The sequence below is a fragment of the Pseudarthrobacter sp. SSS035 genome (genome assembly GCF_023273875.1).
In the GTDB taxonomy this organism is placed as follows: domain Bacteria; phylum Actinomycetota; class Actinomycetes; order Actinomycetales; family Micrococcaceae; genus Arthrobacter.
In genome coordinates this window covers 4466554-4486365 of the sequence record NZ_CP096882.1, presented here as the reverse complement: position 1 = coordinate 4486365, position 19812 = coordinate 4466554, and the positions used below count along the sequence as shown (strand labels likewise).

Annotated in this window: 18 protein-coding genes and 2 pseudogenes; 12 read left to right on the top strand and 8 right to left on the bottom strand. The window is 65.8% G+C overall.

The window, feature by feature from the left end; translation table 11 throughout:
• Positions 1 to 7 precede the first annotated feature (7 nt).
• The 6 genes from MUN23_RS20820 to pntB all read left to right on the top strand — a co-directional run bounded on the left by MUN23_RS20820 (position 8) and on the right by pntB (position 6485).
• Positions 8 to 1165, top strand: coding sequence for an 8-amino-7-oxononanoate synthase (locus tag MUN23_RS20820; protein WP_371876048.1), 1158 nt, complete (start codon positions 8 to 10; stop codon positions 1163 to 1165).
• Positions 1162 to 1839: a dethiobiotin synthase gene (bioD, locus tag MUN23_RS20815; RefSeq protein WP_248760852.1), complete on the top strand. Its 678-nt coding sequence runs from the start codon at positions 1162 to 1164 to the stop codon at positions 1837 to 1839. The genes MUN23_RS20820 and bioD overlap by 4 nt, the downstream gene beginning before the upstream one ends.
• Positions 1836 to 3056: a cytochrome P450 gene (locus MUN23_RS20810; protein ID WP_248760851.1), complete on the top strand. Its 1221-nt coding sequence runs from the start codon at positions 1836 to 1838 to the stop codon at positions 3054 to 3056. Before bioD ends, MUN23_RS20810 begins: the two co-directional genes overlap by 4 nt.
• Positions 3057 to 3066: 10 nt before the next feature.
• Positions 3067 to 3225: a hypothetical protein gene (locus tag MUN23_RS20805; protein ID WP_248760849.1), complete on the top strand. Its 159-nt coding sequence runs from the start codon at positions 3067 to 3069 to the stop codon at positions 3223 to 3225.
• Between the two features lie 231 nt (positions 3226 to 3456).
• Positions 3457 to 5013, top strand: coding sequence for a Re/Si-specific NAD(P)(+) transhydrogenase subunit alpha (locus MUN23_RS20800; protein ID WP_248760848.1), 1557 nt, complete (start codon positions 3457 to 3459; stop codon positions 5011 to 5013).
• Between the two features lie 32 nt (positions 5014 to 5045).
• Positions 5046 to 6485 (top strand): Re/Si-specific NAD(P)(+) transhydrogenase subunit beta, encoded by a 1440-nt coding sequence (gene pntB / locus MUN23_RS20795; RefSeq protein ID WP_248764165.1) that lies wholly within the window; start codon positions 5046 to 5048, stop codon positions 6483 to 6485.
• A 911-nt stretch (positions 6486 to 7396) separates the two neighbouring features.
• Here the strand turns inward: pntB and MUN23_RS20790 are convergent.
• Positions 7397 to 7906, bottom strand: a pseudogene (locus MUN23_RS20790) (amylo-alpha-1,6-glucosidase); the annotation flags it as partial.
• A 250-nt stretch (positions 7907 to 8156) separates the two neighbouring features.
• On the opposite strand from MUN23_RS20790, the gene MUN23_RS20785 reads away from it, so the two are divergent.
• Positions 8157 to 8342 carry a hypothetical protein gene (locus MUN23_RS20785; protein ID WP_248760847.1) on the top strand — a complete coding sequence of 62 codons (186 nt, stop codon included), beginning with the start codon at positions 8157 to 8159 and terminating at the stop codon, positions 8340 to 8342.
• A gap of 190 nt (positions 8343 to 8532) precedes the next feature.
• Positions 8533 to 8865 (top strand): annotated as a pseudogene (locus MUN23_RS20775) (TetR/AcrR family transcriptional regulator); the annotation flags it as partial.
• A gap of 35 nt (positions 8866 to 8900) precedes the next feature.
• Here MUN23_RS20775 and MUN23_RS20770 read toward each other — a convergent pair.
• From MUN23_RS20770 to MUN23_RS20755, 4 genes are all read right to left on the bottom strand, one after another.
• Positions 8901 to 9671 (bottom strand): maleylpyruvate isomerase family mycothiol-dependent enzyme, encoded by a 771-nt coding sequence (locus MUN23_RS20770; RefSeq protein WP_248760845.1) that lies wholly within the window; start codon positions 9669 to 9671, stop codon positions 8901 to 8903.
• Positions 9671 to 10504, bottom strand: a complete 834-nt coding sequence (locus MUN23_RS20765; RefSeq protein ID WP_248760844.1) for a fumarylacetoacetate hydrolase family protein — start codon at positions 10502 to 10504, stop codon at positions 9671 to 9673. The genes MUN23_RS20770 and MUN23_RS20765 overlap by 1 nt, the downstream gene beginning before the upstream one ends.
• A complete protein-coding gene (locus MUN23_RS20760; RefSeq protein WP_248760843.1) occupies positions 10501 to 11634 on the bottom strand; it encodes a cupin domain-containing protein in 1134 nt (377 codons plus the stop codon). Before MUN23_RS20760 ends, MUN23_RS20765 begins: the two co-directional genes overlap by 4 nt.
• 131 nt (positions 11635 to 11765) lie before the next feature.
• The gene (locus MUN23_RS20755; protein WP_371876047.1) at positions 11766 to 12587 is read right to left on the bottom strand and encodes an IclR family transcriptional regulator; all 822 of its coding nucleotides are present in this window, start codon (positions 12585 to 12587) and stop codon (positions 11766 to 11768) included.
• 75 nt (positions 12588 to 12662) lie between these two features.
• Here MUN23_RS20755 and MUN23_RS20750 point away from each other — a divergent pair, with 75 nt between their 5' ends.
• A complete protein-coding gene (locus tag MUN23_RS20750) occupies positions 12663 to 14000 on the top strand; it encodes an aromatic acid/H+ symport family MFS transporter (RefSeq protein WP_248760841.1) in 1338 nt (445 codons plus the stop codon).
• Positions 13993 to 15249, top strand: coding sequence for an FAD-dependent oxidoreductase (locus MUN23_RS20745; RefSeq protein ID WP_248760839.1), 1257 nt, complete (start codon positions 13993 to 13995; stop codon positions 15247 to 15249). Before MUN23_RS20750 ends, MUN23_RS20745 begins: the two co-directional genes overlap by 8 nt.
• Positions 15250 to 15679: 430 nt before the next feature.
• Here the strand turns inward: MUN23_RS20745 and MUN23_RS20740 are convergent, their stop codons facing one another.
• A complete protein-coding gene (locus MUN23_RS20740; protein ID WP_248760838.1) occupies positions 15680 to 16702 on the bottom strand; it encodes a zinc-binding alcohol dehydrogenase family protein in 1023 nt (340 codons plus the stop codon).
• 196 nt (positions 16703 to 16898) lie between these two features.
• Positions 16899 to 17315, bottom strand: coding sequence for a DUF2809 domain-containing protein (locus MUN23_RS20735; RefSeq protein WP_248760837.1), 417 nt, complete (start codon positions 17313 to 17315; stop codon positions 16899 to 16901).
• 155 nt (positions 17316 to 17470) lie between these two features.
• On the opposite strand from MUN23_RS20735, the gene MUN23_RS20730 reads away from it, so the two are divergent.
• Positions 17471 to 18265 (top strand): hypothetical protein, encoded by a 795-nt coding sequence (locus tag MUN23_RS20730; protein ID WP_248760836.1) that lies wholly within the window; start codon positions 17471 to 17473, stop codon positions 18263 to 18265.
• Positions 18266 to 18342: 77 nt separating this feature from the next.
• Here MUN23_RS20730 and MUN23_RS20725 read toward each other — a convergent pair whose 3' ends face one another.
• Positions 18343 to 18948 (bottom strand): TetR/AcrR family transcriptional regulator, encoded by a 606-nt coding sequence (locus MUN23_RS20725; RefSeq protein ID WP_248760835.1) that lies wholly within the window; start codon positions 18946 to 18948, stop codon positions 18343 to 18345.
• A gap of 80 nt (positions 18949 to 19028) precedes the next feature.
• On the opposite strand from MUN23_RS20725, the gene MUN23_RS20720 reads away from it, so the two are divergent.
• On the top strand, positions 19029 to 19808 hold the full coding sequence (locus MUN23_RS20720) for an SDR family NAD(P)-dependent oxidoreductase (RefSeq protein WP_248760834.1): 780 nt from the start codon (positions 19029 to 19031) through the stop codon (positions 19806 to 19808).
• The last annotated feature ends 4 nt before the right edge of the window (positions 19809 to 19812 follow it).

Below are 19812 nucleotides of genomic sequence, written 5' to 3'. Positions count from 1 at the left end.
TAACTCGATGACACAGTGGCTCGAGCGTCAGGCCGCAGTCCGGGACCGCCGGGGCCTGGTCCGCCGCCCGTTTGCTCGCGTGGCGTGTGAACAGTTCATCGACCTGGCCAGCAACGACTATCTGGGGCTCGGGGCGGACCCGCGGGTTGCCGAGGCCGCTGCGGCGGCAGTGTCGCTGTGGGGTGCGGGTGCCACGTCCTCGCGCCTGGTGGCCGGAACCACCCGTCTGCATCTGGACCTGGAGCAGGAACTGGCCATGCTGGCCGGGATGGAATCGGCGCTGGTGTTCTCTTCCGGTTACCTGGCGAACATCGGTGTGATCACGGCGTTGGGCGGACCCGGGACCCTGATCGTCGCGGATGAACACTGTCATGCTTCGATGATTGACGGGTTCCGGCTGAGCCGTTCCCGCACCGAATTCTTCACCCACAACAGCGTGGCGGACGCCGCCCGCCTGCTTGCCGACCGGCAGGAGCCGCGCGCGCTCATCGCCGTCGAGTCCCTCTACAGCGTCCTGGGTGACGAAGCCCCTATCGCCGGGCTGCTGGCGTTGGCCGAGGAACACGACGCCGTGCTGCTCATCGACGAGGCCCACAGCCTCGGAGTCGCCGGCGCCGGGAACTTCCAGGGCCGCGGCTCGGTGGCCGGGACAGCCCTTGCCGGGCATCCGAACGTGGTCGTGACCGCGACGCTGTCCAAGGCCTTGGGCAGCCAAGGCGGAGCGGTCCTGGGATCCGCGCTGCTGCGGGAGCACCTCGTCAACCGGGCGCGGAGCTTCATCTTCGACACCGGCCTGGCGCCTGCCTCCGCCGCCGCAGCCCTCGCCGCTGTGCGGATCATCCGGGATGAGCCCTGGCGGGCCGGATCCGTCCGGAGGAACGCTGCGGCGCTGGCCGCAGGGCTCGCCCCTGCCCTTACAGGCCGCGGCGCCGCCGTCGAGCCGACAACGGGGGCCGTCCAGTCCATCACCATGCCCTCCGCCGAATCAGCCCTGGCGGCCACCCAGGCCGCGCATACCGCCGGCGTCCGGATCGGCTGTTTCCGGCCGCCGTCCGTTCCGGACGGGATTGCACGGCTGCGGCTCACTGCCCGCGCCACCCTTACTCCCAAGGAAATCGAAGACAGCTGCGCAGTGTTGCGCCGCATTTTGGAGGAACTTCCATGAACCTGCCCGGCATCATCCTGGTCACCGGTACGGACACCGGCGTCGGCAAAACCATCACGACGGCGGCCCTCGCCGCCGTCCTCCACGGAACGGGGCGCAGCGTCGCGGTGTACAAACCGTGCCAGTCAGGCGCCGCCGACGGCGATTCCGACGCCGCCGAAATTGTCCGGCTCGCCGGCGCCGTGACAACCGAAACCGGGGTCGTCCTGCAGCAGCCGCTGGCGCCCGTCGCCGCCGCCGCCGTCGACGGAACGCCCCTCCCCCCGATTACTGCGCACGCCGAGCGGATCCGCGAGCTCGCCGCGTCCCACGACCACGTCCTGGTGGAGGGCGCAGGCGGCCTCCTGGTAGAACTGGATTCCCACGGCGGCACGCTGGCGGACCTCGGATCACTCCTGGCGGCAGCAATTGTGCTGGTCACCAGGCCGGCGCTCGGGACCCTAAACCACACCGCCCTGACCCTCGAAGCGCTGCAAGCGCGGGACCTGCAGGTCTTTGGGGTCGTACTCGGAAGCTGGCCACGCAACCCTGGCTTCGTACATCACAGCAACAGGCACGTGCTCGGAACACTGCGGGTACCCTTCCTTGGCGCCCTCCCGGAGCAAGCCTCGGAGCTTTCCCCTGCGGATTTCCGTGCCGGAGCAACTGCCTGGCTGAATGGCCTGCCCGCATGAACCCGCTGCTATCGGTGATTGGATCCGCCGAGTCCCTGGTGGAAGGCTCCGGCCGCGCCCGCTGCCCGTACCTCGTGGTGCGGGAGCCGGACACGGTGCGGGACGTCCTTCACCGGCCCGACGACTTCAGCCCGGGCAATGCCCTGATCGCCGTGACCCCCTTGGAAGGGCCGGCCCTGCGCGTGCTGCAGCAAGTGGGCTTTGCACTGCCGCCCGTGCTGGCCAGCAACGACACAAGCACCCACGCCGGGATCCGCAAGGTCGTTGCAGGATTCTTCACACCGGCCACCGTCGTCGCCATGGAACCGCGGATCCGGGAACTGGCCAGGGATGCGGCACGGAACGCCTCGGCGCAACTCGACACTTCCGGCCACGTGGACCTCGTGCAGGCGGTCGCGGCGTTTCCCCCGGCAGTGGTCATGCTTGAACTCCTCGGGCTGCCCGTCCGGGATCTTGCAGACCTCAAACGGTGGGGCCTGGACTCCATGGAGCTGTTCTGGGGCTGGCCTGATGAAGACCGTCAACTCGAGCTTGCCCGCAGCGCCGCCGATTTCTACGTCTGGCTGCGGAAACTCGTGGCCGAGTGCAGGTCGGCCCCCGGACGGAACCTGTTCAAATCCCTGGCCGAGCACGGCCTGTCCACACCGGAAATATGTTCCCTGGGCTACTTCCTGCTGATCGCCGGACAGGAAACTACAACACAACTGATCAGCACCGCCCTGTTTCGTCTCCTTGAAGGGTCCGCGCCTGGAGGCTGGGAGGATGCGGCGTCGGACGCAGGCTCCAAGTCCGTGGTCAGACACGTGCTGGCGACCGAATCATCCGTCCCGACTTGGCGCCGCGTGGCAGCGCACGACACGACCCTTGGGGGCGCGCGGATTAGGGCTGGGTCTGAAATCCTCCTCGAACTGAGCGGTAACCAAGTCACCTCACCGTCCGGGCCTGAACGCCAGTCCTCGGCTCCACGGACGGCTCCGCAGGTGGATCTTCGGGGGTCCTCTGCGTCCCCGGGCCTGGTGTTTGGATCAGGCATCCACCGCTGCCTCGGTGCCAGGCTTGCAGAACTCGAGGCGGCTGTCATCATCCAGGAGACCGCCGCTGCCCTTCCCGGGATACAACTGCATGGTCCCGAACCTGAATGGATCAGGTTCCTCTCGTTCCAGGCACCCCGGACGGTGGCCGTTATCCACAGTCGTTTCTGGACGTCGAAATGCTGAGTTCTTGAGAATGCGCGAAGAAATGAATTTCTTTTCGTGGTTTTCTCTGGAAAGCCTCTGGGAAGTGCTGAAAAGTGGTGAGCAGGAAAGATTTACCGCATCGGGACAACCGGCCGGGACTGCAGCGAGGCAATACCGGCAGCGTGTGGCCTGGCTGTGGTTCGACTGATGTCCCGTTCCATGGCGCCGTAGGCGGAGTCTCGGTGCTGAGAATTACTGCACTCAAGCCGGCGCCAGATATCGCAGGGCCGCGAGACAGGACCTCTGGGACCGCGGCCCCGTAACCCCGGGATGCTCGATGGCCAACGTCCGCAGGCTCCCTGGGGATTCAACATAAGTACGGTACGCCCGGGCGGCGGATTCCCCGTCCGGGCATATTCATGATGAAAGAGAGCAACAGATGACGCGTATTGGGATCGTGGCCGAATTGGGCCGTGAGACGAGGGTGGCAGCGACTCCTGTCACCGTCAAGCAATTGTTGGGATTGGGCTACGAGGTTGTGGTCGAGAAAGGTGCGGGGGAGTCCGCGTCTTTCCGCGATGAGGCCTATGAGTCTGCTGGTGCCGTGATTGCGGGTGCTGATGAGGCGTGGGGCAGTGAGGTGGTGTTGCGGATTAATCCGCCCACCGAGGAGGAGATCGGCCGGCTGGCCGAGGGCGCGACGCTGATCGGGTCGCTAAGTCCAGGGCTGCGGCCGGAGCTGGTGGAGGCGTTGGCCGCCCGGCCGATCACGGCGTTGGCGTTGGATGCTGTGCCCCGAATTTCGCGGGCGCAGTCGATGGATGTGCTGAGTTCGATGGCGAACATTGCCGGCTACCGGGCCGTGATCGAGGCGGCGCACGAGTTCGGCCGGTTCTTCACCGGCCAGGTGACCGCTGCGGGCAAGGTCCCGCCAGCGAAGGTCCTGGTCGCCGGCGCCGGGGTTGCTGGGTTGGCGGCGATTGGTGCTGCGTCCAGTCTGGGTGCGATTGTGCGCGCGACGGACCCGCGGCCTGAGGTCGCGGACCAGGTGAAGTCGATCGGCGGGACCTACCTCAAGGTCGAGGTGGAGGAGGAGATGAAGTCCTCCGACGGGTACGCCAAGGCCACGTCAGAGGCCTACAACGCCCGTGCAGCCGAGATCTACACCGAGCAGGCGGCCGATGTGGACATCATCATCACCACCGCCCTGATCCCCGGGCGTCCGGCACCGAAGCTGCTCACAGCCGAAGACGTGGCCGGCATGAAGTCGGGCAGCGTGATCGTTGACATGGCTGCCGGGCAGGGCGGAAACGTCGAAGGCTCCGTCGCCGGGGAACGCATCGTGACGGACAACGGCGTGGTCATCCTGGGCTACACGGACCTGCCGGCACGGCTCCCGGCCCAGTCCTCCCAGCTGTACGGGACGAACCTGCTGAACCTGCTCAAGCTCCTCACCAAGGACAGGGACGGGGTCCTGCGGATCGATTTCGACGACGTGGTGCAGCGCTCGGTGACGGTGGTGCGGGACGGGGTGAAGACCTGGCCGCCGCCCCCGGTGCAGGTCTCCGCCGCACCTGCGGCCAAGACCACGACCTCGGCAGCGGAAAGCACTGCGCCGAAGAAGACGACCGGACTCAGCGCTGCCGGTAAGGCGGGGCTCTTTGCCGCCGGCATCGCGGTGCTGTTCGCGATCAACGCCGTGGCCCCCGCGCCGCTGCCCCAGCACTTCACGGTGCTGATGCTTTCGATCGTGGTCGGCTTTTACGTCATCGGGAAAGTACATCACGCCCTGCACACCCCGCTGATGTCCGTCACGAACGCGATTTCCGGGATCATCGTGGTCGGGGCGCTGCTGCAGGTCACCTCCGACAACATCGTTATGCAGGTGCTCGCCGCGGTCGCGGTCCTGCTGGCCAGCATTAACATCTTCGGCGGCTTCGCCGTCACCCGGCGGATGCTCGCGATGTTCTCCCGTGGCGGGAAGGCACGTTCATGAGCACCATCACCGAAGTAACAGCAGGAATCTTAATGAGGAGCCTTACCGTGTCTGATACCGTCTCCGGTCCGTTGACCGCAGAATCGATTGCGGGGGCGGCCTACATCGTCGCGGCCCTGCTGTTCATCCTCAGCCTCGCCGGGCTGAGCAAACACGAGAAAGCCCGGGCCGGGGTCATTTACGGCATCACCGGGATGGTCATCGCCCTGGCCGCGACGATCTGGCTGACCCTGCAGGGTGCTTGGGGCACCGGCGCGGGCCTCACCGGCCTGGTCCTGCTCATCGCCGCGGTACTCGTCGGCGGCGCCATCGGTCTCTGGCGCGCCCGGGTCGTGGAAATGACCGGTATGCCGGAGTTGATCGCGCTGCTGCACAGCTTCGTGGGCTTCGCCGCCGTGCTGGTGGGCTGGAACGGCCATCTCGAAGCCCCGGACCTGTCTCCGGATCTGACGGCCATCCATCACGCCGAGGTGTTCATCGGCGTCTTCATCGGCGCGGTCACCTTCACCGGCTCCATCGTGGCCTTCCTGAAGCTCTCGGCACGGATGAAGTCCTCACCGCTGATGCTGCCCGGCAAGAATGTCATTAACCTCGGCGCCCTCGCCGCGTTCGTCGCGCTCACGGTCTGGTACGTCAACGACTCCCAGCTGTGGCTCCTCGTCGTGGTCACTGCCCTGGCCCTCGGGCTGGGCTGGCACCTGGTCGCTTCCATCGGGGGCGGCGACATGCCCGTGGTCGTGTCCATGCTCAACAGCTACTCCGGTTGGGCCGCGGCCGCGGCGGGTTTCCTGCTGAACAATGACCTGCTGATCATCACCGGCGCCCTGGTCGGCTCCTCGGGTGCGTACCTGTCCTACATCATGTGCAAGGCCATGAACCGGTCCTTTATCTCCGTGATCGCCGGCGGCTTCGGGATCGCCGCCCCGGCGGCTGCGGATGCGGAGTATGGCGAGCACCGCGAAATCACCGCGCAGGCCACGGCGGAGATGCTGACCAACGCCTCGTCCGTTGTCATCACCCCCGGCTATGGCATGGCCGTTGCCCAGGCCCAGTACCCCGTCGCCGAGCTCGCGCACCAGCTCCGCGAACGCGGCGTGAACGTCAGGTTCGGCATCCACCCCGTCGCCGGGCGGCTGCCCGGGCACATGAACGTTCTCCTCGCCGAAGCGAAGGTCCCGTACGACATCGTCCTGGAAATGGACGAAATCAACGACGACCTCGGCGATACCTCCGTGGTCCTCGTCATCGGGGCGAACGACACCGTCAACCCCTCAGCCGCCGAAGACCCCTCCAGCCCCATCGCAGGCATGCCCGTCCTAAGGGTCTGGGAAGCCGAAAACGTCATCGTCTTCAAACGCTCCATGGCCGCCGGCTACGCCGGCGTCCAAAACCCGCTCTTCTACCGCGACAACTCCCAAATGCTCTTCGGCGACGCCAAACAACGCGTCGAAGACATCCTCAAAGCCTTCTAAGAGAAAACCTCTCCTGACGTGTCCCGTTAGCCAGGCCGCAATACTCCGCCCGGCTATCAGTGGTTTCGACACATACACCCGCCCCTGACCACCTAATGAGAGGAAGACACGATGCGCAGCCGGCGAGTTCCCTTCAACATCCCCGCACGGAAGGGTTTCAGATCCAGCTTCCTGGATCGGATCTCCTGCCCAGAAGAAGCGCCCCCACCCCGGCACGTTTTCGACATCGACGAACTGGCTGCATCACCGTGGATCGGTCTTCACCATAGGTATGAGTTCTTGCTCCACCATAGGCACGAATTGCTTGAAGAATCCGTGGAGTAGAAACCGGAGGACGCCGTAAACAAATGATTGTCATCTGAAAACGGACCGCGAACCAGGGTGATCCGCCCGTTCGGTGCGCTGCAGGCTGAAACTGGTCAATAACGAGGAGCCGACCCCCAGCCTGCAGCGCCGGGGATTCATCGTCGTGCCTCAGGCTCGTGTTGACATCAGCGTGCCGCACCGGCTGCCTGCTCTTGGAAAGGCCGGCACGACGTGCTCGATTAGGGTGGAGGGGCCCTAGCCGACTTCCCGAATGGCGCCGCGATCCCCGGTCAGGATATCTTCGTGCCCATAGCCCCGGTCACCACCATTAGAAACAAGCCAGCGACCTCAACGGGCGAATTAGAGGGCAGCTGGTAGACATGCCACGCGCTTTCCGCCAACGGGGCGACTGGCACATTCCACGCAAATGCAGCTTCTGTCCCCAATGATTAACGTCGTCGTCAAAGCGAAACCGTCGTTTAGGAGGTAACGCTAAACGCGGATTTCGACCCGCCGCCAGGGGCACGCACGACATAACCGAGGCAATCGGTCGGGGACCGAAACTGCTCATGCGTTCCACCTGGCCGCGTCTTCTGCAAATCGCTTTTGCGGCGGTCCGCTTGCTCCACGAGTTCGGTCATCCATGGTCGGTGCCCGTGGTGGAAGACCATTCCGTCGGGAAGCCCATGCACGGTGGGGACGGAATTGGTGATGTCGATGGTGATCCGGCCACCGCCATGGGTGCGTTGGTGATGTGCAGGTCGCCGAAGGACTCCGGGAGTTTGGGATCCATCCACAGGCCGCCGCGGGACACATGCGCGTCGTACCGCATCAGGCTGGTCACCAGCCGGATCGGTGCAGTCGCCGCCCAGGCCTGGGGTGAGCAGGCCGTTGGATTGGGGGACAGGCGCGGTGAGCTGCTCTCGGCTGAATCCGCAAAATAATTCCAGTAGCCTGCCTTCGGAGTAATTGGCCGCCTCCAGCAGGGCAGTGGCGATCCGTTGTGCCTCCAGTACGAAGCCGTAGCGCAGCAGACCAGCCGCAATGATCGCATTGTCGTGGGGCCAGACTGAGCCGTTGTGGTAGCTGGCGGGGTTGTAGGCGCCCATATTGCTTCCTCGTAAATGGCAGTTGCGTGCCGACACGCGCGGACGGCTCCGGCCGGACATTGTCGCCGCCGGCGACGTGGCCTTCTTCCGACCGCCCGCGGGCTTCAGCGCGTGCCGCTGTGGACGAGCGCCATCGACCGGGCGAAGGCCGCAGCCCTCGGCCTGCTCCACGGGGACGCGGCCCGAGCTGACCTTTCAGCCGTACTTCTGGACGGAAGGCTTCGGCCTGTCGCTCAAGTCGGCCGGGTTCACGCCAGTGTCCGGCCCACCCGACTACTGCGAGCCCGGCGAAGGCCTGGATTCGATGCTCCTGCGCTGGGAGGACAAGAACGGCTCCGGGACCTCGGCTGCGATCAACTACCGGATCCCCGTCCCGAAACTGCGCAAACTGGCCGACTCCGGCCCGGGTGCACTCATGCGGCCGGCGCCTGTGGGACTCTAAGACTGGACCAGCTTTACAGCGTGTCAGGCCGCTTTGCGGCGCGCATCCTTTGCTCCTTCCGCGGACGGTTGCCTCACACCACCGATAGGATTGCCGTATGTCCTCACTGCGCGAAGCCCAGAAGCAGCTGACCCGAGACATGATCGTCGAGCGGGCTCTTGAACTCTTCACAGAGTAGGGATATGCGGGCACCACCATCGACGAGATCGCAGCGGCGGCCGGCACCACGCGGGTGACTTTCTACGCGTGCTACCCCTCGCGCAGCGATCTGATGCGGGACTTCATGGCGCGCGTCAACGCCGTGCTGGAGCGCGCGGACGGCCCCGACCTGGCGTCCACCGCCGCCGACCTCGTCGACGTGGTGCGCGAGGGTGAGCGGCCGGGGATCCTGGCCTGGCTGGAGTCGCGCGCCGCCCTCTGGCCGGTCTTCCGCCCGTACCTCGACGTGCTCGACGATGCCGCCGCCGTCGACCGCGAGGTGCGGGCACTCGTCGAGGGCTACCTGCTCTGCGACGAAGGCTAGCCAAGCTCAGCCGACTTTGTGTAAGCGGCCTCGGCTCAAATCCACTTCGGGGCGGCCGGAACGGTGCGGTGTGCGCCAGCCCGGCCGGGGCCGGTGGCGGTGACGCAGGAGGTGCCGCGTCCGGCGGCCCATTGGACGACGGCGGGCAGTGGCCCGGTGATGAGCGTTGGGTTTTCCGCGCTGGTGTCGCCGAACGTCAGGTCCGTGCCGGTGGTTGTGCCGGTGGCGTTGATCCGGAGTCCGTTGTCGGTGCCGCGGGTGTGCCAGGCGCCGGTGATGTCCGTGAGCAACCGCTCCAGTACTGAGCCGGGGATGTCGGCGAACGTGGCGCCGTTGTCCAGGTCGACGGCGTGGATCCAGACTTCGCGGATGCGCATCCAGACCGTTTCGGTGGCCGGGACCACGCGGCCCTGGGCGGTGCGGACCTCGTGCTGCCAGGCAGGGGCGGGCAGGTCGCGCCATTCGACGTTCAGGTGTACTGCGGAGTGGTCAAAGAGGTGGCGCAGCGCGATCGGGGACAGCATCGCCCCGAAGTTGATTTCCTCGTTCCGGGCCTCGGGGGACGAATACATGGGTGTTTCCACGCCGGTTGCTGCCCATTCGATGAGCCGGGCAAGCGCGCGGGCGTTGTACCCCACGTGGGCCACGACGTGCCGGCGGGTCCAGCCTGCAAGGCGCGTGCCGCCGTCGAGCTCTGCATCGGTGAGCTCGTTCAGTTTCCGGGCGAAGAACGCGGTGCCGCGCCGCGCCTGCAGGAGGTCTTCCTGCAGGCGCGGGTCCGTGGTTTGGTCCGTGCGGGCGGCCATCAGGCGTCCTTGACCACGCGGTTTTTCAGCTGGCCGAGTCCTTCGATGGTGGTGAGAAGGATCTGGCCTTCCTGCAGGTAGCGTTTCGGGTCCTGGGCGTGGCCCACCCCGCCGGGGGTGCCGGTGGCGATCACATCGCCCGGGTTCAGGGTGATGATGGTGGAGATGTAGGAGACCAGGAACTCGGGGGTGAAGACCACGTCGTTGGTGGGGGTGCTCTGCTGGATGTCGCCGTCGACGGCGGAGGTCATCAGGCCGCCGGTAAACTCGTCCTTGGTGACCAGGGCGGGCCCGAACGGGGTGGATTTCTCCCAGGTTTTGCCCTGCAGCCACTGCACGGTGCGGAACTGGTAGTCCCGCATCGAGACGTCGTTGAGGACGGCGTACCCGGCGATGTGGTCCGCGGCGTCGGCCTCGGTGATGCGCCGGCCGGTTTTGCCGATGACCACGGCGAGTTCGGCTTCCCAGTCCACCGTGTCGGATTCCTGCGGCAGGGCCAGGTCATCGTTGGGGCCGATGAGGGATTCGGCGTACTTAGCGAACAGGGTGGGGTGCTCGGGAACCTCGCGGCCCATTTCCTTGATGTGGTTGCGGTAGTTGTGGCCCACGCAGATGATCTTGCCGGGGGACGGGACGACGGCGGCGAGGTCGGCGCCGTCGAGCGCGTGGGTTGCGCCGTTGGCCGCCTTCGCCGTGGCTTCCCAGGCGGGATCCTGCAGAAGGGCCCCGACGTCGGCGAAGCCGGGGATCTCGGTGAGGGTGCCGCCGTCCTGGCGGACGGCTTTGGTGACTGTTGTTCCCTCATTAGAGAGGCGGAGTGTCAGGAGTCTCATGCGTTTTTGCGTCCTTCGGTGTAGGTGCGGTTGAAGCTCAGGCGTTCAAAAATGGGGGCGTCACTGAAACGGAACAGATCAAACTGGGTGTCGGCGGTCAGGGACCATTCCTGCCAGGAGGGGACAACAAACAGGTCGCCCTTCACCAGGACCTTGTCTTCGCCGTTGAGGGTCACGGTGCCGGTGCCTTCGAAAACCTGCCAGACGCTGGAGCCGACCTCTCGGACAGCTTGTGTTGCGGCGCCGGCGCGGAGGCGGTGGAACTCGGCGCGGATGGTGGGCATCACGTCCCCGCCGGTGGTGGGGTTTGTGTAGCGGACAGCGGCGTGGCCCTGGGAGAGGGTGGCCGGGTGGCCCTCGTCCTCCAGCAGCAGCTGCTCAGCCAGGGCGGCGTCGGTGTGTTCCCACCGGTAGGCGGCGATGGGGGAGTTGGTGGTGTCCTCCAGGCCCGACAGCGGGCGCAGTCCGGGGTGGGCCCAGAGCCGTTCGGACCGGGAAATATCCGGGGTGGCTTCGTCGGTGACGCGTTCGGTGCCGAATTCGAAGAAGCCGGCGTCGGCGTAGTGCACAAACGGGATGTCGAGCCCGTCGATCCAGGCCATGGGGGCGTCGGTGTCGTTGTGGTGGCCGTGGAAGTTCCAGCCCGGGGTGAGCAGGAAGTCCCCGCGGCGCATCGCCACCGGATCCCCGTTCACCACCGTCCAGACCCCCTCGCCTTCGACCACGAAGCGGAACGCGTTCTGCGAGTGCCGGTGCTCCGGGGCCGTTTCGTGCGCGCCCAGGTACTGGATCGCGGCCCACAGCGTCGGGGTCGCGTACGGTGTCCCGGCCAGGCCGGGGTTGGCGAGGGCGATGGCCCGCCGCTCGCCGCCCCGGCCCACCGGGACCAGGTCCCCGGCACGGGCAGCCAGCGGGTACAGGTCGTTCCAGCGCCACACATGCGGCACCGCCTTCGGGGACGGGACCATCGGCATCAGGTCCCCGATCTCCGTCCACAACGGAACCAGGTTCTCCGCCTCGAAGTCCCGGTACAACTGGGCAAGCTGGGCGGCCTCCTCCGGCGTTGGCTCCGGCAACGCATGGCTGGCAGCCACGGATTCATGGGTCGTGTTCTCGGCGCTGATGGACACGTAGGCCTCCTCGATAGGTCCGAACAGTTTTTTGGCGTAGTTCGACCCTACGGATGGAGCGGTGTGATCCCCAGCATATTCTGCTGGCCAGAATCATCTGTTCGGCCTGATGTGGCCGGACTGCTGGAGGCTCAGTCCGGCTCTGCCGGGTTAGCCGCGATATCGATCTCCAGCTGCCGGCAGGTCTCCCGCAGGGCGGGGACGAGCCCGGCGTCGAACACCCTGCGGAACCGGGTCGCGGGAGTGGCGACGCTGAGCGCGCCGACTACGTGCCCGTGGCGGTTGTGCAGCGCGATGCCGAGGGCACTCACGCCATCCTCTGTGCCTTCAAAGTTGGCCGCGAAGCCGTTGCTGCGGATGGACTCAAGCTCGCGCAGGAACGCCGGGTACTCCGCGGAAGGAATCGTGTCCCCGCCAATTTCGGCATTGTTGCTGCGGAAGAGCTGTTCGATCATTGGCGGTTCCAGTTCGCCAAGCATGGCCTTGCCTCCGGAGGTTTTGTTCGCCGGCATTACCTGTCCCTGCCGGTCCCCGACGCGCAGCACGTTGTTGCCTTCCACGGTGGCGAGGAAACGCACTTTTGTGCCCACCCGGACCATGAGGTTGACCGTCTCGTTGAGTTGGGCGGAGAGTAGCTCCATGTGCGGCTGGGCGAGGGAGCGGAGCAGCCGGGTCCAGCCCAGTCCGGCAGGGCCCACGCCCATCGCCGGCCCCGGAACGTAACGCCGGTTTTCGTCCTGCACCGCGAACCCCCGGTAAACCAGCATCGCCAGGAGGCGGTGGGCCGTGGACGGGGCCACGCCCAGCTCCGCGGCAGCATCCTTGAGCCGCAGCGTCCCGCCGTCGCGCAGCAGCTGAAGGAGCTGCAGGGCGTTGTCCACTGCCTCGATGGAGTAGGTGGGCCGCTTTTGCACGGGCCTTTTCTGGGCCGAGGTCCGGGCCGGGGCCGACACCGCGGGGGAGCTGCGTTTCTTCTGCACATCAGAATTGTATTGTGGTTCACCTGCGCCGCACCCGACCCTAGTGGGATGAATCACACACTTCCTGCTGCAGCGCCGCGGCGATCTTCCTCCGGGGCCCCTGCCCCCACGTCCGCCGGCGGGCAGGCATCCCGTTTCTCCAAAGGCTCGGCCGCCGCAGTGCTCGTCTGCTGGCTGCTCGTCGTCTTCGACGGCTATGACCTGATCGTTTACGGCACCGTCCAGTCCGCCCTGATCTCGGACACCGGCTGGGGACTGAGCAAGGCCACCGCCGGAACCATCGGATCCATGGCTTTCGTCGGCATGATGATCGGCGCCATCTTCGCCGGCCGGATGGCCGACTCCTGGGGACGCCGCCGGACCGTCCTCGGCTGCGCGGTGGTCTTCTCCGCCTTCACGGTCCTTTGCGCCTTCGCTCCGAACGCGGCCATCTTCGGCATCCTGCGGCTCCTCGCCGGCATCGGGCTCGGCGGTCTGGTGCCCTCGGCAAATGCGCTCGTGGCCGAACTGGTCCCCGCCAAATGGCGGTCGCTCATCGCCACCCTAATGATGTCCGGTGTCCCGATCGGCGGGTCCATCGCCGCCCTCGTTGGCATCGGTCTGATCCCTGCTTTCGGCTGGGAAGCCATGTTCCTTGTGGCCGTGCTGGCCCTGGTGATTGTGGTGCCGCTGGGACTGAAATACCTGCCGGAGACACTGGCCCCGTCCGGCGCCGGAGATAGGCCCAGCCCTGGGAAAACCGACGGCGCCACGGGCAAGGAGCCCTCAGGCTTCAAGTCCCTGCTCCGCGCCCCCTACCTGGGCGTCAGCATTCTGTTCGCCGTCTCCACCATTGCCACGCTGTTCGCCTGGTACGGGCTGGGCACCTGGCTGCCCAACCTGATGCAGCTGGCCGGCTACAACCTGGGCTCCGCCCTGACCTTCGCCCTTGCCCTGAACCTGGGCGCTGTGGCCGGCTCGGTGCTGACAGCGTGGGCCGGGACGCGGTTCGGTCCCATGCCCACCGCCATCGCCGCAGCCGCCGTCGCGGCAGGTGCACTGGTGGTCCTGGTGACCGGACCGCCCGTCGGAGCTGTCTACTTCATGCTGGTCCTTGCCGGCGTCGGAACCCACGGCACACAGTGCCTCATCATCGCCGCGGTGGCGAGCCACTATCCCGGGCACCTGCGCGGCACCGCGCTGGGCTGGGCGCTGGGCATGGGCCGCATCGGCGCCGTCGCCGCACCGCAGGTGGGCGGCCTCCTGCTGGCCGCCGGGCTGGGCGTCAACTCCAACTTCCTCGCCTTCGCCGGAGCCGCCGCCATCGCCGCGATCCTGCTGGCCGCCGTCGGCCTCAAACTCAAGTCAAAATCCCTTCAACCATCCACAGGAGCAAGCAATGTCTGAGCACGCCACGTCCACCGATGTCCTCGTTATCGGCGGGGGGATGGCCGGGTTGGCCGGAGCCCTCGCGCTGCGTGAAAACGGCGCGAACGTCACTCTCGTGGAGCGTGCGCCCGAGTTCGGCGAGGTCGGCGCCGGGCTGCAGATGGCACCCAACGCCTCCCGCGTCCTGAAGCGCTGGGGCCTGCTGGAAAAGGCGCTGGAGATCGGTGTCCAGCCTAGGCACCTGGTCTTCCGCGATGCCGTCACCGGCGAGGAGCTCACCCGGCAGACGCTCGGCGGCGAATTCGCGGAACGTTATGGCGCCCCCTACGTGGTGATCCACCGCAGCGACTTGCACCGGGTCCTGCTCGAAGGCTGCCAGGCGGCGGGCGTCACGCTGGTCAACGACGTGATGGTCGAAAGCGTTGAAACCGTCGACGGCCGGGGCGTGGCCCACACCGCCACCGGCGTGGATTTCCACGCCGATGTTGTGATCGGGGCCGACGGGCTCAAGTCCACCCTGCGTCCGCTCGTTGCCACCGACGAGCCGGTCTCCTCGGCCTATGTGGCCTACCGCGGCACCGTGCCGATCACCGAAAATACGCCCGCGGCCGATCTGGAGGACGTCATCGTCTACCTCGGGCCGGACTGCCACCTGGTGCAGTACCCGCTGCGCAAGGGCGAACTGCTGAACACGGTGGCCGTATTCAAGTCCGCCTCCTTTGAGCGCGGCGAGGAGCAGTACGGCGGCGTGGACGAGCTCGAGGCTGCCTACAAGGATTGTGTCCCGGCCGTCCGGGACGCACTGAAGAATCTGGGCACCGGCATGCGCTGGCCCATGTACGACCGCGACCCGATCGAAAACTGGGTCGCGGGCCGGATGGTGCTGATGGGCGACGCCGCGCACCCCATGCTCCAGTACCTCGCCCAGGGCGCGTGCCAGGCGCTGGAAGACGCCGCCGCGCTTCAGGACGCCAGCAAGGGCACCGTTTTCACCGCCGACGGCGTGAACCTGGGGGCCTGGGACGACGCCATCAGGGAGTTCAATAGCGTCCGCGCCGGCCGGGCCGCGCGGGTCCAGCGCACCGCCCGTGTGTGGGGTGAATCCTGGCACGTCTCGGGGCTGGCCCGGATCCTCCGCAACCTGCTGTTCAAGAGCCGGAAGGACAACGACTTCCAGTACAGCGACTGGCTGTATGGCCAGGACGGCGACGGCGTTCCGGCCGTGAAGGCTGCTCCCGCCAGGCTGGGGGTTCAGGTTCCTTCCTGACCTGAGTCCCCGCGTCCACAGAGACCGGGAGCACAACGCCTGGTCTGTTTGTCCTCAGCCCGTGAGATGGGTGAGGAGGTGTCGCCGACGTGAAGTACTGCGGCGTCACCCGCGACGTAGGACGGGTCGCACCCGTCCGGAGTCCCGGCGCAAAGTAAGACCGCGTTCCCTCACCAGGGAGTGCGGTCCTTCTTTGGAATCCGAGAAAAGCTGAATTTGGGGGCGTGAACAATGTGCACACTTAGGCGTCCGGCTGGCTAAGCGATTGCACGAACCTTGGTCATTCTGGACTCCTGGGCGTTCGGAAAGGCAACGGAGCGTACTGCCGCGAGGACTGCGTTCTCGATCGGTGGAGGGAGTCAGTGGCTGGGCCTGGCGTTCACGGCGGCGGCCACGATGACCGTGGCCGCCGTATCCAGCCGGCTCACGATTAGTGAGGTTCGCTCGCCGCAACGACGATCTTGCCCAGCGTGTGGCCGGACTCCACGATGGCATGGGCTTTGCGAAGATTTTCGGCGTTGATCGGGTGGAACGTGTGAGTGACCGTGCTGCGAATGATCCCCGCGTCGACCATCGAGGCGACCTTGTTGAGCAGGTGGTGCTGCTCAATCATGTCCGGTGTTTGGAACAAGGAGCGCGTAAACATGAACTCCCAGTGCCACGTGAGGCTCTTGCTCTTCAGGTGTGCCACGTCGACATGACCCGGATCGTCAATGGCCACGATCTGGCCAAACGGTTTCAGGATCGCCACAAAAGCGTCCAGTTGGCCGGCAGAGTTCGTGGTGAAGATATAGTCCACGCCGTCGGGCGCAACGCGCTGAACATCCTCCCGCAGGGCGTCCCCATGCCTTACGGTCTCATGGGCTCCAAGGGAGCGGACCCACTCCTGGCTTTCTTTTCGGCTGGCGGAGGCGATGACATGCAAACCTGGAATGAGGGCTCTTACCAGCTGGATCACCATGGACCCGACGCCACCTGCACCACCAATCATGAGCAATGTCCCGGTACTTTCCGGGGACAGCCCCAGTTTGATGAACAGACCCTCCCACGCAGTGATGGACGTGAGCGGCAGTGCGGCGGCCCGTGCGAAGTCAAGGGTTTTCGGCTTACCTCCAACGAGTCGCTCATCCACCGCCTGGAATTGTGAGTTGCTTCCCCCACGATTGATGGCTCCCGCGTAATAGACATCATCACCTGCCTTGAACAATGTCACCTCGGGGCCAACGGCGCGGACAGTCCCGGCAGCGTCGTAGCCAAGCACCGTGGGAATCCCTGCAGGGTCCTTGCCTGAACGTACTTTCACATCAACAGGATTGACGGAAACGGCATTGACTTCCACGAGAAGATCCTTCGGACATACTTCAGGCAAGGGGAGCAGGACATCCTCAAGGCTGGCATCATCAGAAATCGGAAGGTTCTTCGTGTAGGCAACTGCGTTCATCGTATTGGTCATGAAACCATAGTGATCCAAGGGGAATAGTTACCGTCAAGGGCCCCGAGTTCCTTTTGGTTAGCGTGGAAGCACGTGACCACTTTTGCTGACGGGTACTCAAGTTTTCGTTCACCCAGGGGTCCGGGTACGGCCGTCGGATGGCGGCCAGGACCTTTGGCAGGTGGTTGTGCTCCGGGTAGGCAGGAAAACAGGGCACCTAGGGATGGCGAGTGCTGGTCACCACCGTGCCCGTCGTCCGATCCACCGCATAAGCGACGGCAGCACCGCCGGCGTAGGCCAACAAATCCGCGGTGCCGAACGTGGTTCCAAGGACCAGCCGAAAGGGCGGCCAGAAGTCGCCTAGTTCGGCAGGAAGACCTGTGAGCTGGAACAGTTCGATCATCACACAGGCTGTGACGGCCGCGGCTGCTATCAGTGCCTTGGACGTCGATGGAATCAGGATGGCCACGAGAATATAGATCAGGACCGCGTACAGGCCATCACCGGCAGGACCGGTCCATGCCGCATCGCTGAGCGTGCGAATGCTCAACCCGAGCACAACGCTGATCAGCCCGGCGATGCACAGCAAGACCCGTCTGACTCTTGAACGCCCCGGCTCGAGAGAAGAGCTCACTGCACCAGCCTCCATTGTCGAAGTTGCCCATTTCCCTCCCGGATGCCAGCCCACGAGAATCGTCGCGTTCAGCCTAGCTCAGGGCTCTGGTGCGGAGACGATTGCTGTATAGCCGACGGCGGCGGGCCTTCCTCCCGCATTGCTACAGTGAGCCCATGAGCATGGTCGGAGGGGAAGAAAGCCCGCCGGACGCCAAGGCAGGGGCCCTACCGAACGGCCCAGTGGGAGACGGTCCTGCTGCTGTTGCGCCCGCAACAAGGAAGGTACGGAATCCTGCTTCCCGGCCCTCTATCGCGCCGACTGTCCCGCTGCCTCAGCGGCTGCCCGCCTGGCTAGTCCGGAATCCGCTAATTGCAGGCTGGGCGTGGACGGGTTTCTGGGCGTTGCTGATCATCGCTGACGAATTCGTGGACCTCGCCGGCTGGACCTGGTACGTGTTTGTGGGGATGGCAGCGCTGCCCACACTGGCCTGCACTGTGGCCGTGCTCCATGCGACCCCGCGCAGGTACCTCAAGCCCCAGAAAGAATCGGTGCTCGCGCACTTCTTTGTCCGGTTCCTCGCGCTGACGGCTGCGTTTATGGTGTGGGGCCTCTCCGTGGTGGCCAGCGCCTCGATATCCACAACGGTGCAGGCGCTGGCCGGAAACTCCGAGCGTGCCGTGACGTCGTTGGGGTTCAACTTGCTCCTGGCGGCGGTCCCCCTGGTTGTCTCGGTGTTGTGGATGGCGCTTATTGTGCGCTGTGCGTGGTTCCTGCGCCGTCTCCGCGGCTGGCGCCAGAACCCGCAAGATTCGCGGCTGCCCAAGCGATTCCTGCGGCATTCGCCCCAACTCCGGCGCGTTGTGGTGGGGCTCGCCCACCCCGGCCTGCTTCTGGTGGCCGGGCTTGGCACGTCGGTTCTGGCACTCTTCCTGGGCGCCATGGAACTCACGCTCAACGTGATTGCCTGAGGACCGGCGGCTTCCGGCAGGAAAGAAACCTCCACGTTCACGACGACCCAGACTTCACTACCGGTCAAATCGAAGCTCTAGCGACTTTCGCCGACGCTCAGGACGGCGACTGCTGCCCGAAGGTAGGGCGCCGGGTCGGATTCCTCGCCAGCCGCCCACTGCAGCCACGCTTCGAACGTGGCGCCGATGAGTGCGGCGCACAGGTAACGCGCTGTTGCCTCGGGAACGCCGCGTTCTGTCAGGTAATGGCGGGTCGTTTCGCGTTGGGATCCCAGGGAGTCGTAGCTGCGGCTCATCAGTTCGGGGTGTTCGGCGATCAGTCGCAGGCGGCCGCGCGTTAGTGCCAGGTCGGGGAGGGCGGCCATGCCGGCGATGATTGCCTCGCGCAGCCCTGCCAGCACGTCGTCGTCGGCCGTTTCCTGGGAGCGTGGCGCCGCCAGCGCATGGTGCGATGCCTCGATCACGGGTCCGGTGCCGCCCCACACGAGGTCCGCCTTGTTGGCGAAGTGGCGATACAGGCTCTTGCGGCCGATCCCTGCCTCGCGGGCGATGTCCTCCATGGAGGTCTGTTCATAGCCGTTCTCGGCGAAGAGGCGGAGCGCCAGCGCCGCCACGGCGTCCGGGTCGATGCTTACCGGCCGGCCGGTGGGGCGGGCGGCAGTTTTCAGGGCTTCCGTTGGCATTCCACCAGTATTCACCCTTACATAATGACACAGAGTGTCATAAGGTTGGTGGCATCATCCTCAACGTCTGGAAGGACACCATGGGCAACGACACCACGTGGCAAGAGACCATCACCACGGAACGCTTTGCAGGAAAGACGGTTATCGTCACCGGCGCCGGATCGGGCATCGGCCAGGCCACGGCCCTGCGCATCGCCAGGGAAGGCGGGCGAGTCATCGCCGCAGACATCAGCAAGGAACGCCTGGACGACCTGGTGACGGAAAACGCCGGCCTGGACCTGGTCCCGGTGGCCGGCGACATCTCCACCGAGGAGACCGTGGCTGCCGTTCTCACTGCGGCCGGTGGCCAGGTCGATGCGCTGGCCAACATCGCCGGCATCATGGACAACTTCGCGCCCATCCACGAGGTGGACGACGACCTCTGGGATCGTGTCTTCCGGATCAACGTCACCGCCCTGATGCGCCTCACCCGCGCCGTGGTGCCCCTTATGCTCGACGCCGGCAGGGGTTCCGTGGTCAATATCGCCTCCGAAGCCGCCCTGCGCGGGTCCGCCGCCGGCGCCGCCTATACGGCGTCCAAACATGCCGTCGTCGGCCTGACTAAAAACTCCGCCGTCATCTACGGGCCCAAAGGCCTGCGCTTCAACGCCGTGGCGCCGGGCCCCACGAATACCGGCATCGTGGCGAACTTCGGATCACAGATGGCAGCCGAGCGGTTGGGGCCCCTGATGCAGGCCAACATCCCGGCGCCCGCTTCTGCGGCGCAGCTCGCTGCCTCGATCACGTTCCTGCTGAGCGACGACGGCACGAACCTGAACGGCGCCATTCTGGCGTCCGACGGCGGCTGGTCGGCCCTGTAGAAGA

What these genes read in the sequence shown, in the direction of transcription:
- MUN23_RS20820 (WP_371876048.1), top strand. Translation starts at nt 8, where the DNA reads ATGACACAGTGGCTCGAGCGTCAGGCCGCAGTCCGGGACCGCCGGGGC.
- bioD (WP_248760852.1), top strand. Translation starts at nt 1,162, where the DNA reads ATGAACCTGCCCGGCATCATCCTGGTCACCGGTACGGACACCGGCGTC.
- MUN23_RS20810 (WP_248760851.1), top strand. Translation starts at nt 1,836, where the DNA reads ATGAACCCGCTGCTATCGGTGATTGGATCCGCCGAGTCCCTGGTGGAA.
- MUN23_RS20805 (WP_248760849.1), top strand. Translation starts at nt 3,067, where the DNA reads ATGCGCGAAGAAATGAATTTCTTTTCGTGGTTTTCTCTGGAAAGCCTC.
- MUN23_RS20800 (WP_248760848.1), top strand. Translation starts at nt 3,457, where the DNA reads ATGACGCGTATTGGGATCGTGGCCGAATTGGGCCGTGAGACGAGGGTG.
- pntB (WP_248764165.1), top strand. Translation starts at nt 5,046, where the DNA reads ATGAGGAGCCTTACCGTGTCTGATACCGTCTCCGGTCCGTTGACCGCA.
- MUN23_RS20770 (WP_248760845.1), bottom strand. Translation starts at nt 9,671, where the DNA reads ATGGCCGCCCGCACGGACCAAACCACGGACCCGCGCCTGCAGGAAGAC.
- MUN23_RS20765 (WP_248760844.1), bottom strand. Translation starts at nt 10,504, where the DNA reads ATGAGACTCCTGACACTCCGCCTCTCTAATGAGGGAACAACAGTCACC.
- MUN23_RS20750 (WP_248760841.1), top strand. Translation starts at nt 12,663, where the DNA reads ATGAATCACACACTTCCTGCTGCAGCGCCGCGGCGATCTTCCTCCGGG.
- MUN23_RS20745 (WP_248760839.1), top strand. Translation starts at nt 13,993, where the DNA reads ATGTCTGAGCACGCCACGTCCACCGATGTCCTCGTTATCGGCGGGGGG.
- MUN23_RS20740 (WP_248760838.1), bottom strand. Translation starts at nt 16,702, where the DNA reads ATGACCAATACGATGAACGCAGTTGCCTACACGAAGAACCTTCCGATT.
- MUN23_RS20730 (WP_248760836.1), top strand. Translation starts at nt 17,471, where the DNA reads ATGAGCATGGTCGGAGGGGAAGAAAGCCCGCCGGACGCCAAGGCAGGG.
- MUN23_RS20725 (WP_248760835.1), bottom strand. Translation starts at nt 18,948, where the DNA reads ATGCCAACGGAAGCCCTGAAAACTGCCGCCCGCCCCACCGGCCGGCCG.
- MUN23_RS20720 (WP_248760834.1), top strand. Translation starts at nt 19,029, where the DNA reads ATGGGCAACGACACCACGTGGCAAGAGACCATCACCACGGAACGCTTT.